Consider the following 20,647-nt stretch of genomic DNA (forward strand, 5'->3'; position numbering starts at 1 on the left):
TAGAAAAACAGCAGCATGTCAGGGCTTCAATTTCCATTACATCCCGCGCAACGGGAAGTTTACGTAAACCAACTTTTACATATGGATAGCGCGCAATATAATATTGGCGGCTATATCATATTAAAAGGCGATTTGGACGTAGAGAAATTCCACGAAACGGTGAGTTCGCTTCCGCTGGTTTTTGATGCTTTTAAAATGAGTTTTGATTTAACAGCACCAGATTTTGTTTATCAGCTCAATGCCGATTATAATGCCTGTGAATTGATTGAAGCAGATTTTAGTACTCAGGCCAATCCGGAAGCTGAAGCTAATGTATGGATGCGCCAAACTTTTAGTACTCCATTTGATTTAACCCGTGATAAGTTTCCGTTTGAGCATTATTTGATAAAGATTGCCGATAATGAGTATTGGTTTTTAATGAAATATCATCATTTAATTACCGATGGCTATGGCTTTATTGTAAGCATTCAATATCTGGCTAAAAAATACGAATCGCTGATTACGGAGCAACCATTTATATTCAACGCACCGTCTTATCAAACGGAGACCATTCGCGCTAATGAATATTATCATTCAGAAAACTATCAAAAGGATGGGGATTACTGGAAAGGTAAAATTGAAGCCCGTCCCGAAAAGTTGCTCTCAAAAAGATATCCCCTATATAACAACGAAGGTAAAATAGGTGCAACCCATAGCATTGAACTTTCAGACAATCAAAAGATCCAGCTCGAACATATTCAGTTGGTTTGCAATGCCAGTTTACAACAGTTAACCATTGCGGCGCTGATTATTTATTTTGGTAAAATTACCCCTTTAACTGATTTTGTATTTGGTTTGCCGGTTCACAAACGCGGATCAAGACAGCAACGAAGCACGGTTGGCATTTTTACAGGAGCGCTTCCTTTTAAAGGTGAGTATGATTCAGGGCAAACCTTAACCGATTTACTTGCGGGAATAATAAACACACAAAAGCAGGAATATCGCCATTACAATTACCTGGTAGAAGATTTAGGCCGTGTGCTTAAAATCAATTCGGCAGTTGATAATTTGTATGATGTTATCGTAAACTACGAGCCGCTTGATTTTGATATCAATTTTGGCGAAGCGCTTGAATCAAGCATCTGGCGGTTGGCCAACGAAAGCGAACGCACACCGCTGCAATTATGCTGGCGCGATTATCATAAACAACAGCGCCTGCAATTGCAGATCCAATTTTGTTATGAATATTTCACCCAACAGGAGATAGAGCTTTTAGGCGAACGAATCTTTCATATCATTATCCAGTTCCCGGAGTTTCTTCATAAAAGTATCAACGGCATCGATATTTTGCCGGTACGGGAACACGATCTGTTATCTGTATTCAGCACATCCGATCATGAGCCTGATGAAAATATAGCAAGGAATGAAACTATAATAGCGGCTTTTGAAAAGCAGGTGGTCTTATATCCGGAAGCTACTGCACTTGTGTTTGATGACGAAACTATAAGCTACAAAGTCCTCAATCAAAAAGCAAACCAAATAGCCAGCTATTTAAAAGGTTTAGATGTAGGAAGCGAAGCTCTGGTAGCAATTTGCATAGAACGGAGTGTGGATATGATATGCGGCATCCTTGGCATACTTAAAGCCGGTGCCGCTTATGTGCCTGTAGATATTGACTACCCCAAAGAAAGGATCAACTATATCCTCGGTGATACGGGAACGAAGATCATCCTGAGCAGCAGCGCAGGCAGTTCGGTACTGCGCGATCTGGATGCTATGGTTGTGGAACTGGACAATGAACCTTTGATAGCAATTCAAAGCGATGGAAATTTAAATACTATTATAAACCCAAACCAACTCGCGTATGTAATGTACACCTCCGGCTCAACCGGCAAACCTAAGGGGGTAATGGTTGAGCATGGGGGAGTTGTGAACCTTGCAGCAAGTCAGGCTGTAGCATTAAGGTTAGCGCCGGGCATGCGCACTTTGCAGTTTGCATCTATCGGTTTTGATGCTTCCTGCTATGAGATGTTTAACACGTTGCTGAGTGGTGGCAGTTTGATATTATGCAGAAAAGAAGCAATACTATCTGCCGAAGAATTTAAGAAACTGCTTGATAAGCAAAAGGTAGAGTTGGCGGTAATACCTCCTTCATTTCAACAAGCTATTGCCGATTCGCTGGGGACTGTTAAAACAATAGTTTCAGCAGGCGAGGCTTTAAATGAAAGCGTTGGGAGATATATTCAATCGCAAGGAGTGAGGCTGATAAACGCCTATGGCCCAACCGAAAATACGGTATGTGCAACGCTTACGGATGAGCCCGTTCGTGAAGATAAAATAATAACGATTGGAAGGCCAATTGCTAACACAAGCATTCAGATCAGGAACAAAGAGGGCGAATTAAGCCCTATCGGTGTACCGGGCGAGATCTGCATAGGCGGTGTACAGGTAGCAAGAGGCTATCTAAACCAACCGGAACTGACAAAAGAAAAGTTCATCGCAGATCCGTATAACGAAGAAGCAAATGCAAAACTGTACAGAACCGGCGACCAGGGCAGATGGCTGCCAGATGGCAATATCGAATACCTGGGCAGGATAGACGACCAGGTAAAGATCCGTGGTTACCGGATCGAATTAGGCGAGATTGAACAGGTGCTGTTGCAAAACGAAAACGTAAGGCAAGCTGTAGTACTGGCTAAAGAGGATAAGCAAGGCACTAAAAGGCTGACGGCCTACGTGATGATGGAAGAAGCTGCCTACGATAAACAGGAATTGCAAAAATACCTTGGCGAAAGGTTACCTGAATACATGGTACCAAGGCTTTGGGTACGATTGGATAACCTGCCATTAACCCCCAACGGTAAAACCGATAAGAGGGCACTACCCGAAGCAGAAGCGAGCCAGGAAGAAAGCTACACAGCACCAGAAACAACTACAGAAAAACAATTAGCAAAAATCTGGGAAGAACTGCTGGGTGTAGAGAAAATAGGAACAAAAGATAATTTCTTTGAGTTGGGCGGGCATTCGCTGTTAGCTATGCTTGTAATCTCGCAGGTAAGAAGGGAACTGAATAAAGAGCTAAAAATTCGTGATTTGTTTGTGTCCCCGACTGTCGCGGATTTGGCCAAGCAACTGGATGAGGAAAATGCCACAACAGAAGGCACGATACAAAGAGTAAACCCAAGACCGGAATATATCCCGCTGTCCTACAGCCAGGAAAGATTGTGGTTTATCGACAGGCTGGAAGGCAGTGTTCAATATCATATTCCTGCTGTGCTGAAGCTAACCGGCGAGGTAAATATCAATGCCTTAGAAAATGCGCTGAAAGAAGTGATAGAACGGCACGAAGTACTGCGTACCGTGATCAGGGAGCACGAAGGACAGGGTTATCAATATATTAAAGCTAACAACTGGACGCTAAAGGAAAGCCAGATAAACGAAAACGAAGCAGAACTCAAAGCATATATCCGCCGGGAAGTAAACAGACCTTTTGACCTGTCACAGGATGATATGCTGAGGGCGGAGCTGATTCAGACAGCGCAGAATGAGTATATCTTGCTATTGGTACTACACCATATCGCGGCAGACGGTTGGTCGATGCCGATACTGGTAACGGAATTCAGCGAACTTTACAATAGTTATAACAGCAATGAGAGTTATAACAGTAACGAGCCCCTACAACTCAAAGAACCAGAGATTCAGTATGCGGATTACGCGATCTGGCAAAGGGAATACCTAAACGCCGAAAAGCTGCAAAGCAAACTAAGCTACTGGGAAGAAAAGTTAGCGGGAACAGCAACGCTGGAATTGCCAACCGATCATATGCGCCCGGCTGTCCAAAGCAGCAGGGGAGCAGTTCATGAGTTTACCATAAATAAAGAACAAACAATAAAACTGCAGCAGCTGAGCCTTGAACAAGGCGTAACACTGTATATGACGCTGCTGGCGATATTTAAAGTTTTGCTTTACCGCTATAGCGGCCAGGAAGATCTCTGTGTAGGTACCCCGGTAGCCAACCGAGACAGGGAAGAAACGGCAGAACTGATCGGCTTTTTTGTAAACACGCTGGCATTAAGAACATGCCTCAACGGAGAAGAGTCGTTTACAGAACTGCTAAGCAAAGTAAAACAAACTACGCTTGAAGGATACAGCCATCAGGAAGTGCCATTTGAAAAAGTAGTAGAAGCGGTAGTAAAAGAAAGGAATCTGAGCAGGAGCCCATTGTTCCAGGTGATGTTTGTGCTACAAAATGCTGGAGTTATCTCAACCTTTGAATTGGGCGATATCAAAGTCACAGGTAAACGTGCAGGAGAGTATTCAAGCAAATATGACCTGAGCTATAACGCCGAAGAAACTAAAGATGGTATCCGGATCACGGTAGAGTACAATGCTGACCTTTATGAGACTGCAACTATTGAAAGGATGGCAGGCCATTATTCACAGTTGATAACATCGGTAATTATACAACCGGCAACGGTGATCAATAAGCTGCAATTGCTTAACAAAGCAGAAGAGCAGCAATTAGCTTCATTTAACGAAATAGCGGAAAACTATCCGCAAGAAGAAAATATCGTTAGCCTTTTCGAAGCGCAATCAGTAAAAACGCCTGAAGCAACCGCACTGGTATTTGAAGGAGAAACAGTAAGCTATCAGGAACTAAATGAGCGTTCCAACCAGATAGCAAATTATCTAAAAGCACATGGTGTAATAACTGAAAGCTTAGTGGCGATTTGCATAGAACGCGGTATCAATATGATGGCGGGCATTCTTGGTATCCTAAAAGCAGGTGCAGTTTATATACCGGTTGATATGGACTATCCAAAAGAACGCATCAGCTACATCCTTGAAGATACTCAAGCTGCTATTGTTTTAACCAGTAACATAGGTAAAGCAAATCTAAATGGTATAAATGCTCAGATAATCGAATTGGATAATAATTGGGAAATAGCAAACGCAAGCAACGAAAACTTAAATGCAGTTATAGAGCCAAGCCAGTTGGCATATGTAATGTACACATCAGGCTCAACAGGCAAACCTAAAGGGGTAATGGTTGAACACGGCAACATTGTAAGCCTGGTGAAAAATGCAGGCTATTTTGAAGCTAACAGCAATGACACTTTATTGGTGACCGGTTCGCCATCATTTGATGCAACTACATTTGAATATTGGAGTATGCTGCTTAATGGTGGTAAACTGATACTTTGTAATGATAAAGACCTGTTCAACAGCAAAACGCTTAAACACCTGATAACAAAGTATAAAGTTACTGTAATGTGGTTCACGTCAAGCTGGTTCAATCAACTGGCCGATGATGCGCCGGAAGTGTTTAAAGGATTAAAAACCATATTAGTTGGTGGCGAGAAACTTTCAGTGCCACATATCAAAAAGATCAGATCGACGTACCCGGATTTAAAACTGATAAACGGTTACGGGCCAACAGAAAATACAACGTTCTCCTTAACTTATCCTATAACTGAAATCAATGCAGACGGAATAATCCCGATAGGTAAACCTTTAAACAACCGTAATGCCTATATTCTTGGTCCGGCGCAGCAGCTGAACCCTGTAGGTGTGTTTGGGGAAGTATGGCTTGGCGGTGCAGGCGTATCTCGCGGCTACTTAAATCAGCCTGAATTAACCAAACAGAGGTTTGTTAAAGACCCTTTCACTGACGCCAATAAGCTGATGTATAAAACCGGTGATATTGGCTGTTGGCTTGCTGACGGAAATATTGAATACAGGGGCAGAGCAGATGATCAGGTTAAGATCAGGGGATATCGTGTTGAATTGGGCGAAATAGAAAGTGTATTGTTGCAAAGTGGCCTCGTTAGCCAGGCTGTTGTACTGGCCCGGCCCGATAAAAACGGTGTTAACCGCTTAACTGGATATGTGGTTGCAGATACAACGCTTGATAAGCAAAAACTCCAGGAATATCTGCATTGCCAGATGCCGGATTATATGGTGCCGCGTTTATGGGTACAAATGCAAAGTTTCCCGCTCACAAGTAATGGTAAAGTAAATAAAAGTGCCCTGCCTGAGGCGGAGTTATCGGCAGTGCCTGTGCAGGGCTTCGTGGCTGCCCGAAATGAGGTAGAAAAGCAATTAACAAAAATCTGGCAGGAATTGCTGGGCGTAAGCCCCATTGGAATTCATGATAACTTTTTTGAACTGGGAGGGCACTCGGTATTAGCTATGCGGGTTGTTCATTACATCGAAAAGGAGTTTTCGGTAGATATCCCCATTAGCATCTTATTTCAATTCGCCTCCATCAGCGAATTAAGTAAATATATAACCGTCCGCAACAGTAATAAAGCAAGCAACCAAACATCATCATTTACAATAGTTGACATCTAAGCCGAAAAACCTGATCCTTCTTCTTCAAACCCCCGATTTTCCAAAGAAAATAGTACATGAAAGAATTGTTTACTAAAGCGATTGATATTTTATACCTGGCCGAACAAAATGATGTAAAGATCATATTGAACGGAGATCGTCTGCAACTTCAGGTTCCTGAAAATGCAGCAGTAGATCCGTTGCTTATCGACGAAATAAGGGAAAATAAAGAGGCGATCATCAGTTTTTTAAAGCAGGAGGGATGGAACGCCAACACTGATACCGATAATAAAATAAAACCGTTTGACAGAAGTGTAGTTTCAGGTATCCCTGTGTCGTTTAGCCAGGAGCGTTTATGGTTTGTTGATAAGTTACAGGGCAGCCTGCAATACCATTTATCCGAAGTGCTTTTATTACAAGGCGATCTGGATGTTGACGCTTTGGAAAATACTTTCAAAACCATCGTTAACCGCCACGAGGTACTCCGCACGGTAATCAGGGAAAAAGAAGGAATTGCTTACCAGGAAATAAAGGCCGCTGATGGCTGGTTCCTGGGTAGGGATCTTTCAGGCCTTTACGTGAACGGTACCGACGCATTGAAAGAGTGCATCAGCTTGCTTATTGAAAAGCCTTTTGATCTTGCTTCCGATGATATGCTTCGTGCCGATGTGATCAGGCTGAAAAACGAAGGGCATATCCTCGTTATTACCATACACCATATAGCCGGCGACGCATGGTCGATGCCTATTCTGGTACAGGAAATTGCTGCCTTATACCAGGCGTATACTAAAAATGAAACGCTTGAACTACCTGCATTACCGTTGCAGTTTGCCGATTTTGCCTTATGGCAACGTAATCCTGTTTATGAAAAACATCTGGAAAACAAACTTGAATACTGGAAGCATAAACTTGCCGATGTTCAGCAACTGCAATTACCGGCCGATAGCATTAGATCATCTGGGGCCGTTGTCAATGGTTCAACCCTAACTTTTAATATTGGCAGCGACCTTACCGGGGCATTACACAAATTAAGTCAAAAAAACGGGGCAACATTGTATATGACCCTGCTTACGGCGTTTAAGATATTACTTTATCGCTACAGCGGACAGGAAGATATCTGCGTTGGTACTTCAATCGCCGGTCGCCCGCAGCGCGAGTTGGAGCAATTGATTGGCTTTTTTGTAAATACACTCGCCCTTCGCGATCAGGTAAACGGTGAAGATACCTTTAATCAACTGCTGACCCGGGTAAAGCAAACAGTGCTTGATGGTTTTACGCATCAGGATGTACCATTTGAACGCGTTGTGGAAGCAACTGTGAAAGAGCGCGAAGCAGGTGTCAGCCCTCTTTTTCAGGTAATGTTGGTTTTGGGTAACACTCCCGAGGTACCGGCTATAACCCTTGGCGATCTGGAATTGTCAGGATACGGTTACGAACATAAGACCGTAAAATTTGATCTTACCTTTTTTGTAACAGAAACAAAGTACGGCTTAAAATGGGCCGTACAATACAATACCGATCTTTATAACACTGCGCGCATCAGGCGCATGGTTAAGCATTTCGAAATGTTGCTGATCTCTGTCGTTACAAATCCCGATATGGAGATCAGTAAGTTGAGGTTATTGAGCCGCAAGGAAGAACTTTGGCTGTTTAAAAACGAACGCAGCCATTGCGCTTATATCGCCAATGAAACCATTATCGAATTATTCCTGGCCCAGGCGCTACTAAATCCCGATATACAGGCAGTTGTATTTGAAGGTAGGGCGCTGACTTATCGCGAACTGCATGTGCGCTCTAATCAACTTGCTCATCACCTGCAGCGTTACGGCGTAAAAGCAGGTGTATTAGTGCCTGTTTACATGGAGCGTGGCCTGGATATGATTGTTGCCATTCTTGGAGTCCTTAAGTCGGGAGGGGCATACGTTCCTGTCGATACCGATTTTCCGTCTGATCGTGTAAAACATATCCTGGACGATACAAGGGCTGCGATTATCGTAAGCAGCAGCAAATTTGCAGATCGAGCTGCTTTTGTAACCGAGCACCAGAAGGTATTGGAATTGGATAATATGGAATGGGAGCTTTCCAATGAACCGCAAAGTGACCCGGAAATATTCCCGTCACCAGATCATTTGGCTTACGTTATTTATACTTCCGGCTCAACCGGTAAACCAAAAGGAGTCTTGGTTGATCATGATAGCCTGGTTGATTATGTGTCTGGTTTAAACGAACGCACCGGGATCAGCAATTGCGAAACCTTCGGCCTGATGTCGACCATTGCGACCGACCTTGGAAATACTGTGTTATTCAGTTCGCTGGTTTACGGCGGAACGCTGCATGTTTTCTCTAAGGAGATAGTGAGCAATGTGTACCAAATCCATCGCTATTTTGCCGAAAACCGGATCGATTGTATCAAAATTGTGCCATCGCACTGGAAAGCACTATCACCCGAAACAGATGCCCCTCTGCTACCTGCACAATTGCTAATCTTTGGCGGCGAAACTTTGCCTAAAGAATCTGTAGAACGCATTGCCCGTTACGGCGATTGCCGTGTGGTTAACCATTACGGGCCTACCGAAACTACAATCGGTAAATTATTATACGAGGCGTCCGGCCAGGTAATAGAGGGTGCGCGCGTGCCAATTGGCCGCCCGTTTTCCAATACTATTGTTTATGTTTTAGGCAAAGAAATGGAGCGTTGCCCGATAGGTATCCCCGGTGAACTTTATATCGGAGGTCGCGGTTTGGCACAGGGATATCACCGTTTGCCTAAATTAACCAAAGAAAAATTTATTGCCGACCCGTACCGTAGGGAAGGTGCCAGGATTTACCGCACCGGCGACCGTGTAGTTATGCGTGCAGATGGTAATATAGAATACCTGGGCCGGATGGACGACCAGGTGAAAATAAGAGGCTACCGGGTTGAACCGGCTGAAGTTGCCCTGGTACTTGAGCACAGCAAGTATGTAAGCCAGGCGGCGGTATTGGCCCTTGATGATAAACTGGGCAATAAACAGTTAGTGGCCTATATCGTGCCATCGGCAAAATTTGATCCTGTGGGTTTAAATATTTACCTAAAGGAGCATTTGCCCGATTATATGCTGCCATCACACCTTGTTCAGTTACCGGCAATTCCTTTGACCGCGAACGGGAAAATAGATCGTAAAGCTTTACCTCATCCAGAAGTACATACAGCCAGCAAAGGATTTATGGCTCCTCGCAATAAGGTTGAAAGCAAACTTGCAGAGATCTGGCAAAATATCCTTGAGATTGAAGAAATTGGCATTAACGATAACTTTTTTGAACTTGGCGGGCATTCATTATTGGCGGTAAAGTTGATAGCCGAGGTTAGGAAAGCTTTTGAACAAGATCTTTCTATTGGCGAGGTGTTCGATTATCCAACAATCGGTTCATTGTCATCGCGCTTAGGTCGTGCGGAGCAAAGTACATCAGCTACTATCACAGCGCAACCTCGTCCGGAACGTATATCGCTATCATACAGCCAGGAGCGTTTATGGTTTATCGACAGGATGTTGGGCAGCGTTCAATATCATGTACCGGCGGTATTTAACTTGTCAGGTACGTTAAATGTCGAAGCACTGGAAAAAACATTTCGCGAAATTGTGAACCGTCATGAAGTATTGCGCACGGTTATTTTTGAACAGGATGGCGAGGGCTGGCAGCAAGTAAAACCTGCAAATGCCTGGACATTAAAGCAAACTGATGCAAAACATTACCAGGATCAGCATTTATCACTTGAGCAATACATTAAATTGCAAATAGCGCAGCCATTTGATCTTTCTGCAGATGATATGCTTCGCGCGGAGCTGATAAAAGTTAATGAAAGCGAATTTGCACTGCTGCTCACCATGCACCATATTGCTTCAGATGGTTCGTCATCGGCTATATTGGCAAAAGAATGGATTGAATTATACAACGCTTTTTCGACTAACAGGCGGCCGGAACTTCCTGCATTGGCAGTGCAATATCCTGACTATGCCATCTGGCAACGAGCTACGCTGCAAGGCGACCTGCTTGCCTCGAAACTGGCTTACTGGGAACGGAAGTTAGCCGGCGTAAGTACGCTTCAGCTACCAGCCGACCGTCAGCGCTCGGCTGAGCAAAGCACTAACGGCGCTTTGTATGAGTTTGAGATAGCGTCCGGAATTACAGGCAGACTACATGAATTAAGCGTACAAAACGGGGTGTCACTTTACATGACATTGCTGTCGGCCTTTAATATTCTGTTGTATCGTTATAGCGGACAGGAAGATATCTGTGTAGGTAGCCCGATAGCAAATCGCAATCAGCCTGAAATAGCGGACTTGATAGGTTTCTTCGTAAATACATTGGCCATACGGAGCCATTTGGACGGAGAGATGCCGTTTATCAAATTTTTGGCGCAGGTAAAACAAACTATGCTGGAGGCCTACGAGCACCAGGATGTGCCGTTTGAAAAAGTGGTTGAAGCTGTTGTAAAAGAAAGGGATTTAAGCAGGAGCCCATTGTTCCAGGTGATGTTTGTGTTGCAGAACACCACTCGCGTACCTGAATTGCAATTTGGCGATCTGACACTAAAGCAAACGAAAGACGAGCACCAGACTGCCAAATTTGATATCACCCTGTTTGTCATTGAATCGGAAAATGGCCTGCAAGTTGCACTTGAGTATAATACTGATATTTATGACGAGGCGACTATTAGCCGTATGGCAAGCCATTATAGCCAGTTGCTAAACGCTATCGTCGATGCACCAAATGAAACAGTTGGCCATTTGAATATGATTGGTGAGACTGAACGCGTTCAGCTCGAACTGTTCAACGCAACCAAAGTTGATTTTACTGGCGATGAAAGCATTGTAAGCCTGTTTGAAGAGCAGGTTTTGAAAAGTCCTGACGCAATAGCATTGGTATTTGAAGGTGAAGAATTGAGTTATCAGGCTTTAAATGAGCAGGCTAACCGACTGGCCAGATACCTTCAGAAACACGGCGTAACTAATGAAACCCTTGTGCCTGTTTGTACAGAGCGCGGTTTGGGAATGATCATATCGATTCTTGGTATTTTGAAAGCTGGTGGTGTTTATGTACCGATTGATCCGGATTTTCCCCAGGATCGGATTAACTACATGATAGCCGATACCGGCGCATCTGTGGTTGTAAGCAGCAAGCAAAGCAGCAAATATGTTTTGAACCCAGCTGTATTGGTTATTGAGGTCGATGGGCTGAACGAAAATGCTATAGCTCAGGAGGCAAAAGATAATCTCGGTGTAGTTATCGATGCTGAGCAATTGATTTATATTCTTTATACTTCGGGTTCAACCGGTAAGCCTAAAGGTGTAATGATGCCTGGGCGTGCTATGTTTAACTTATTAAACTGGCAGGAAACCCAATTCAAAAATAAAAACCGCAAAGTTTTACAATTTGCCGCTTACACCTTTGATGTAAGTTTCCAGGAGACATTTTCGACGCTTTGCTTCGGAAATACACTTTGCCTTATTGATGGCGATACTCGTCGGGATCTGGATGCTTTAATTGATCATATTGCTAAGCATGAGCTGACGCATTTATTTTTCCCGGTAGTTGTGCTTCAAAATATAGCCGAACAGATCATTGCTGTTCCGGATTTTTCATTTGCGGTTGAAGAAATCATCGTTGCAGGCGAGCAATTAAAGATCACGGATGAAGTAAAAACGTTGATCAGGAATACAGGAATAAAAGTGATCAATCAATACGGGCCTACCGAAGCGCATGTGGTAAGCAGCTTTACTGTTGATAGTGCAACACTTTCGGTTTTGCCTCCTATCGGCGCGCCTGTATCAAACACGCAGATCCATATCAGGAACAAAGAGGGTGAGTTAAGCCCAATCGGTGTACCTGGTGAGATTTGCATTGGCGGCGTACAGGTAGCAAGAGGTTATCTGAACCAGCCTGAACTGACAAAAGAAAAGTTCATCGTAGACCCGTATAGCGAAGATAAAAACGCGAAACTGTACAAAACCGGCGACCAGGGCAGATGGCTACCTGATGGCAACATCGAATACCTGGGCAGGATAGATGACCAGGTAAAGATTCGTGGATATAGGATTGAGCTTGGTGAGATAGAGCAGGTATTGCTACAGAACGAGAACGTAAGGCAGACAGTAGTGCTGGCTAAAGCGGATAAGCAAGGCACCAAAAGGCTTACAGCCTATGTGGTAATGGACGAAACCGCCTACGATAAACAGGAGCTACAAAACTACCTTGGGGAAAGGTTACCGGAATACATGGTGCCAAGGCTATGGGTAAGGCTGGATAGCTTGCCGTTAACCCCCAACGGTAAGACAGATAAACGTGCGCTGCCTGAAGCAGAAGCAATGCAGGAAGAAAGCTACACTGCTCCTGAAACAGCTACAGAAAAGCAACTGGTAAAAATCTGGGAAGAACTGCTTGGTGTAGAGAAAATAGGAACAAAAGATAATTTCTTTGAGTTGGGCGGGCATTCGCTATTGGCCATGCGTGTAATCTCGCAGGTAAGAAGGGAACTGAACAAGGAGTTGAAGATCCGTGACTTGTTTGTGTACCCGACTATCGCTGATTTGGCAAGACAACTGGAAGAGGAAAATACCACAACAGAAAACACTATACAAAGAGTAAACCCGAGACCGGAATATATCCCGTTGTCATACAGCCAGGAAAGGTTATGGTTTATAGATAGGCTGGAAGGCAGTGTACAGTACCATATCCCTGCTGTGCTGAAACTGACCGGCGAGGTAAACACAGCTGCCCTTGAAAACGCGCTGAGAAATGTGGTAGAACGCCATGAGGTACTGCGTACCGTGATCAGAGAGCACGAGGGACAAGGTTACCAATATATCAAAGCTAACAACTGGGCATTAAAGCAAAGCGGGATAAACGAAAACAAAGCAGAACTCAAAGCATATATCAGCCAGGAAGTCAACAGGCCGTTTGACTTGTCACAGGATGATATGCTGAGGGCAGAGCTGATCGCAACAGCAAAAGACGAATACATCTTGCTGTTGGTACTGCACCATATTGCGGCCGATGGCTGGTCGATGCCGGTATTGGTAAGGGAGTTCAGCAAGCTTTATAGCAGCTACAACAAAAACGAGCCAATACAATTAAAAGCCCCGGAGATCCAGTATGTAGATTATGCGATCTGGCAAAGAGAATACCTCAACGCAGAAAAACTGCAAAACAAACTGAGCTATTGGGAAGAAAAGTTAGCAGGCACAGCTACGCTTGAACTGCCAACCGACCATCTGCGTCCGGCTGTACAAATCGGCAGGGGATCGGTATACGAGTTTACGATAGTTAAAGAACAGGCAGCGCAACTAAAACAGCTGAGCCTTGAACAAGGCACAACGCTGTACATGACCCTGCTGGCGATATTCAAAGTATTGCTTTACCGCTATAGCGGCCAGGACGATATTTGCGTTGGTACCCCGGTAGCCAACCGTGACAGGGAGGAAACAGCAGAACTGATCGGCTTTTTTGTGAACACGCTTGCATTGCGGACAAACCTAAACGGCGAAGAAGCATTTACAGATCTGCTAAGCAAAGTAAAGGAAACTACACTGGAAGCATACGGCCACCAGGAAGTACCGTTTGAAAAAGTAGTAGAAGCGGTAGTAAAAGAAAGGGATTTGAGCAGGAGCCCGTTGTTCCAGGTAATGTTTGTACTACAGAATACAGGCATTATTCCAACTCTTGAACTGGGCGATATTAAAATCACCGGCGAACGTGCGGGCGACTATTCAAGCAAATATGACCTAAGCTATAACGCCGAGGAAACTAAAGACGGCATCCGGATCGTAGCGGAATACAACACCGATCTTTATGAGGCAGAGACCATCGAAAGGATGGCGGGTCATTATGTACAGCTGATCAAAGCGGTAATTGAAACACCTGCAACTCAACTTAGCAAGTTAAAGTTGTTAAGCCAGGCGGAAGAACTACAACTACAATCATTCAACGAAACACCAGCGGCGTATCCTAAAGGAGAAAATATTGTCAGTCTGTTTGAAAAACAGGTGCAAATCGATCCAACTGCAACAGCATTGGTGTTTGAGGGAGAGACCGTAAACTATCAGGAACTCAACGAAAGGTCAAACCAGATTGCACATTATCTAAAAGCACAAGGTGTAAGCAAAGAAAGCTTAGTGGCCATCTGTATAGAGCGTGGCATCAATATGATGGCGGGTATATTGGGTATCCTGAAAGCAGGTGCGGCTTATGTACCGGTTGATATGGATTACCCGAAAGAGCGCATCAGCTATATCCTTGAAGATACTAAAGCAGCTATAATACTAAGCAGCAACACAGGCAAAGCAAACCTAAATGGGTTTAATGCCCGGATCATCGAGCTTGACAGTAACGAAGAAATAAAAACTCAAGGCAGCGAAAACATAAATGTAGCCATCGAGCCAAGTCAATTGGCGTACGTAATGTATACTTCAGGCTCAACAGGCAAACCCAAAGGGGTAATGATAGAGCACCAAAGCATCGCCAATTATTGCAACGGGTTTGTGAATTACTTTGGTATCACAGCAGCAGACTGTGTGCTTCAGCAATCATCGGTATCATTTGATACCATGTGCGAAGAAGTTTATCCTGCACTGATTACAGGTGCCAAAGTGGTTATCGTAAAAGAAGGTGGCAAAGATGTCGATGCTATCAAACACCTGCTGAAAACAGAAGGTATAACAATCCTGAGTGCTACGCCAACAGTAATCGCCTACCTGAACAAAGAAGAGGCAAATAATAACATCGATATTCAAAGCCTGCGGTATATCATCAGCGGAGGAGAGTTGTTGCAACCTGGTTTTGTAGATCAACTGTATCCAAAAGTACAGGTAGTAAACAGCTACGGCCCAACCGAGGGTACAGTATGCGCGAGCTATTATACCATAAATGATATCAACAAAGCCGCACTGATCGGCGCTCCTGTATCAAACACGCAGATCTACATCAGGAATAAAGAGGGCGAGTTAAGCCCGATAGGTGTACCGGGTGAGATCTGCATAGGCGGTGCACAGGTAGCAAGAGGCTATTTGAACCAGCCGGAACTGACAAAAGAAAAGTTCATTACAGATCCATATAGCGAGGATAAAAACGCCAGGCTGTACAGAACCGGCGACCAGGGCAGATGGCTAACAGACGGGAACATTGGATACTTAGGCCGGATAGACGACCAGGTAAAGATTCGTGGATATAGGATTGAGCTTGGTGAGATAGAGCAGGTATTGCTACAGAACGAGAACGTAAGGCAGGCAGTAGTGCTGGCTAAAGCGGATAAGCAAGGCACCAAAAGGCTTACAGCCTATGTGGTAATGGACGAAACCGCCTACGATAAACAGGAGCTACAGAATTACCTTGGCGAAAGGTTACCGGAATACATGGTGCCAAGGCTATGGGTAAGACTGGACAGCCTGCCGCTAACACCCAACGGCAAAACCGATAAACGCGCGCTGCCTGAAGCGGAAACAAACCAGGAAGAAAGCTATACCGCTCCTGAAACAACTCCTGAGAAACAATTAGCAAAAATCTGGGAGGAACTGCTTGGTGTAGAGAAAATAGGGACGAAAGATAATTTCTTTGAGTTGGGCGGGCATTCGCTATTGGCCATGCGTGTAATCTCACAGATAAGAAGGGAACTGAACAAGGAGTTAAAGATCCGTGACCTGTTTGTTTACCCGACCATTGCGGATTTGGCGAAACAACTGGAAGTTGAAAATACCACAGCGGAGGGCGCGATACAAAAAGCAGAGCCAAAACCAGAATATATCCCGCTGTCCTACAGCCAGGAAAGATTATGGTTTATCGACAGGCTGGAAGGCAGCGTTCAATATCATATCCCTGCGGTGCTAAAACTAACCGGCGAGGTAAATGTCAATGCCTTAGAAAACGCGCTGAAAACAGTAGTAGAACGCCATGAGGTATTGCGTACGGTGATCAGGGAGTATGAGGGACAGGGCTACCAGTATATTAAAGCCAATAGCTGGGCATTAAAACAAAGCGAGATTAACGAAGCGGAACTCAAAGTATATATCAGCGAAGAAGTAAACCGGTCTTTTGATCTGTCAGAGGATGATATGTTGAGGGCGGAGCTGATAGCAACAGCAAAAGACGAATACGTTCTGCTATTGGTACTGCACCATATCGCGGCCGATGGCTGGTCAATGCCGGTATTGGTAACAGAGTTCAGCCAGCTTTATAGCAGCTACAACAAAAACGAGCGGATACAATTAAAAGCACCGGAGATCCAGTATGCTGATTACGCGATCTGGCAAAGGGAATATCTTAATGCCGAAAAACTGCAAAGCAAACTGAGTTATTGGGAGGAAAAGTTAGCAAGCACAGCAACGCTTGAACTACCGACAGATCATATGCGCCCTGCAGTACAAAGCAGCAGAGGATCGGTATATGAATTCATGATAGCTAAAGAACAGGCAGAGCAATTAAAACAGTTAAGCCTTGAACAAGGCACAACGCTGTACATGACCCTGCTGGCGATATTCAAAGTATTGCTTTACCGCTATAGTGGTCAGGGTGATATCTGTGTAGGTACGCCTGTAGCCAACCGTGACAGGGAGGAAACAGCAGAGCTGATCGGCTTTTTCGTGAACACGCTTGCTCTAAGAACAAACCTAAACGGCGAAGAAGCATTCAATGCATTACTATCCAAAGTAAAACAAACTACACTGGAAGCTTACGGCCACCAGGAAGTACCGTTTGAAAAAGTAGTAGAAGCAGTAGTAAAAGAAAGGGATCTGAGCAGGAGCCCATTGTTCCAGGTAATGTTTGTGCTGCAGAATACAGGAGTTATCCCAACCCTGGAACTGGGCGATATTAAAATCACAGGCGAACGTACAGGTGACTATTCAAGCAAATATGACCTGACCTATAACGCCGAAGAAACAAAAGACGGGATCAGGATTGTAGCAGAATACAATACTGATCTTTATAAAGCTGCAACCATCGAAAGGATGGCTGGTCATTATGTTCAACTGATCCAGGCGGTAATAGAAAATTCGGCAACTCAGATCAACAAGCTTCAGCTGATCAGCAAAGCGGAAGAGTTGCAACTACAATCATTCAACGAAACAGTAGCGGCATATCCTAAAGAAGAAAATATTGTCAGCCTGTTTGAAAAACAAGTACAAAAAAAACCAACTGCGACAGCATTGGTGTTTGAAGGAGAAATAGTAAGCTACCAGGAGTTAAATGAGCAATCAAACAAGATTGCAAATTACCTAATCAAACAAGGTGTAGCAAAAGAATCACTGGTAGCGATCTGTATAGAACGCGGCATCGTTATGATGACGGGCATTCTGGGTATCCTGAAAGCAGGTGCAGCTTATGTTCCGGTTGATATGGAGTATCCAAAAGAACGGATCAGTTATGTTCTTGAAGATACTCGAGCCGCTATTGTTCTTACCAGTAGCACAGGAAAATCAAATTTAACTGGTGTAAATGCTCATGTTATTGAAATTGATAACGACCAGGAAGTAGCGAACGAAAGTAGCGAGAATCTGAATATTGCTATCGAGCCAAATCAACTGGCTTACGTGATCTACACTTCGGGTTCGACAGGGAAACCTAAAGGGGTAATGGTTGAGCACGGCAGTCTGATTAATTATCTCGTAAATAGCAAAACCAGCTATATCAGCGATAGCAGTAACAAATCGGGTACCTTTATTCATCTGTCGTATACATTTGATGCCTCGGTTACAGGTTTGTTTATGCCTTTGATTAGTGGCAGATCCATCGTAATAGCAGGTGCAAAATATGATAATGTATTTGAAGACGAGAACCTACTGAAGTATGCACCTTATGAATTTATTAAATTAACCCCGGCACATATCAGTTTGTTGCGGGAAGCAACATCCGGCGAAGACAGAAATATGCTTACCGATAGATTGGTAATTGGTGGCGAAGCGCTTAGGTTAAATCAATTTGCGGGATATAACATTGGTGGCTGCGATACAGAAGTTATTAATGAATACGGTCCGACTGAAGCTACTGTAGGTTGCAGCGTTTACAGTTTCAAGCTGTCGGATAACCTTGAAAATATCCCTTCAGATATTCCTATCGGCAAACCTATCTCCAATACTACGCTCTATGTCCTGAATGAACAGGGCAATCAGCAACCAGTTGGGGTAAAAGGGGAACTGTACATAGGTGGTGAAGGTGTAGCGCGTGGGTATTTGAACAACCCTGATCTCACTTCGGCGAAATTTATTCAAAGTCCATTCAAAGCAGGCGAACGGCTGTACCGTACCGGTGATAGCGCCCGCTGGCTGCCTGATGGAAACCTCGAATACCTGGGCAGGCAAGACGACCAGGTAAAGATCCGCGGTTACCGGATAGAGTTGGGAGAAATTGAAAGTGCACTACTTCAAAACCCTGAGGTGTTGCAGGCCGTCGTGCTCGCCCGTGACGATAAGCAGGGAGTTAAACGCCTTTGCGCTTATGTGGTGACAGACGAAGTAGGTTTTGACAAACAACAACTACAGCAATACCTGCAAGAGCTCCTGCCCGAATATATGATACCCCGCCTTTGGGTAAGGATGGAAAGTTTACCATTAACCATAAATGGCAAAATAGATAAGAAAGCATTACCCGAAGCAGAGCTAAGCGAGCTGATGCCAGAAACTCAAGTTTCTCCCCGTAATCAAACCGAAGAACAACTTGCAGAAATCTGGCAGGAACTTTTAGGAATAGATCAAATAGGTATCTATGATAATTTCTTTGAACTTGGCGGCGATTCTATCCTGACAATACAGGTGGTGAGCAGGGCTCGTAAATATGGGATAGAAATTCAACCCAAAGATATATTTTACCACCAGGTAATAGCACGCCTGGCCGAGGCTGTGCATAAAAACGGTGCCGGCAAAATTAAAACTGAACAAGGAACATTAAACGGCGACGCAGGTTTGCTACCTATTCAGCAATGGTATCTCGAAAAAAACGAAACGGAAATTTCGCATTATAACCAGGCGGTTTTATTATCGATAGATAAAAATATTAGCGAATCAACGCTTCAATCATGTTTCGATACATTGGTTGCTTATCATGATGCCTTAAGGCTACAATACGTCAACACCAATGGCAGTTGGGAACAACATTACGGCACAGCCAAAGTAGAGGTATTAGTTGAAGACCTGACCAATGTGCAGGATTTAACCGCCGGTGTTAGTGCATATACCAATGAGTACCAGCGCAGCCTGTCAATTACCGAAGGCAGGCTAATTAATGTGGTGCTGATGAAAACGGCGGACAATGAAACCGCGAACCGACTTTCGATCGTTGTGCATCATTTGGCCATTGATGGTGTATCATGGAGGATCGTACTAAACGATTTAAATACCCTCCTTGATAATATCACCAATGGCGAAACGCCAAATTTGGGTGCTAAAGGCAGCTCATACAGGCAATGGCACCAAGCCTTAATTCAATACAGCGAAAGCCGAAGGTTATTGGCACAAGAGAAATATTGGGAACAGATTGTGAGCAGTTATAGCCCATTACCTGTTGATATAGCCTTTACTGGTAAAGCCCAGGTTGGCGATATGGATAATATCCGTGTAAAGCTTAATTCAGAATATACAGGCCTTTTGCTCCGCGAAGTGCCAAAAGTGTATCATACAGAAATAAACGACTTGTTATTAGCCGCTTTGGCCGGAGTATTAGGTAACTGGGCTGGTAAACAGGATATTGTGGTAGGTTTGGAAGGCCATGGTCGTGAGTCAATAACCGATGTAGTTGACATCAGTCGCACCACTGGTTGGTTTACCAGCCTTTACCCGGTAAAAATCAGGGCTGTAGCAGATAAAGACAGGTTGATAAAAGAAGTTAAAGAGGAGTTACGGAAAGTGGCCGATAAAGGCCTGGGTTTTGGAGTTTTAAAATATATCAACAAGGTTGACAGCTTACAGGGGAATGATCCATGGGATATCATGTTCAATTACCTTGGGCAGTTTGATCAGGCCGTAAATTCGGGGAAATGGTTTGGTTACGCGAATGAAGATAGTGGGAAATCTGTACACAAAACGCAGTTTTCGCCGGTTAAAATCACAATAAATAGCTATATTATTGCCGGAGAACTCACAGTAAACTGGAGTTTTAGTAACAAGCATTATATTGAAACAACAATTAATGATTTGTCGCAAAAGTATATAACCTATCTGTCACAGTTAATTGATCACTGTTTGGAACAAGCCAAATCAAGAGCAGTATTTACACCCGCCGACTACGGCTTAGGGGCCGAGATAAATTACCAGGAGCTGGACAAGTTTCTGGAAGATAATGATACGGATAACATCATGAGTTTTTAAGTTAT

Annotated in this window: 2 protein-coding genes; both read left to right on the forward strand. The window is 44.1% G+C overall.

Annotation, left to right across the window (positions count from 1 at the left end; all coding sequences use genetic code 11):
• The first annotated feature begins 15 nt into the window (after positions 1-15).
• Entirely contained in the window at positions 16-6,333 is a 6,318-nt protein-coding gene (locus tag DUL71_RS07300; protein ID WP_114937402.1) for a non-ribosomal peptide synthetase, read from the forward strand.
• A gap of 56 nt (positions 6,334-6,389) precedes the next feature.
• A complete protein-coding gene (locus tag DUL71_RS07305; protein WP_114937403.1) occupies positions 6,390-20,642 on the forward strand; it encodes a non-ribosomal peptide synthetase in 14,253 nt (4,750 codons plus the stop codon).
• The last annotated feature ends 5 nt before the right edge of the window (positions 20,643-20,647 follow it).

It is taken from the genome of Mucilaginibacter endophyticus, from assembly GCF_003351025.1.
In the GTDB taxonomy this organism is placed as follows: domain Bacteria; phylum Bacteroidota; class Bacteroidia; order Sphingobacteriales; family Sphingobacteriaceae; genus Mucilaginibacter; species Mucilaginibacter endophyticus.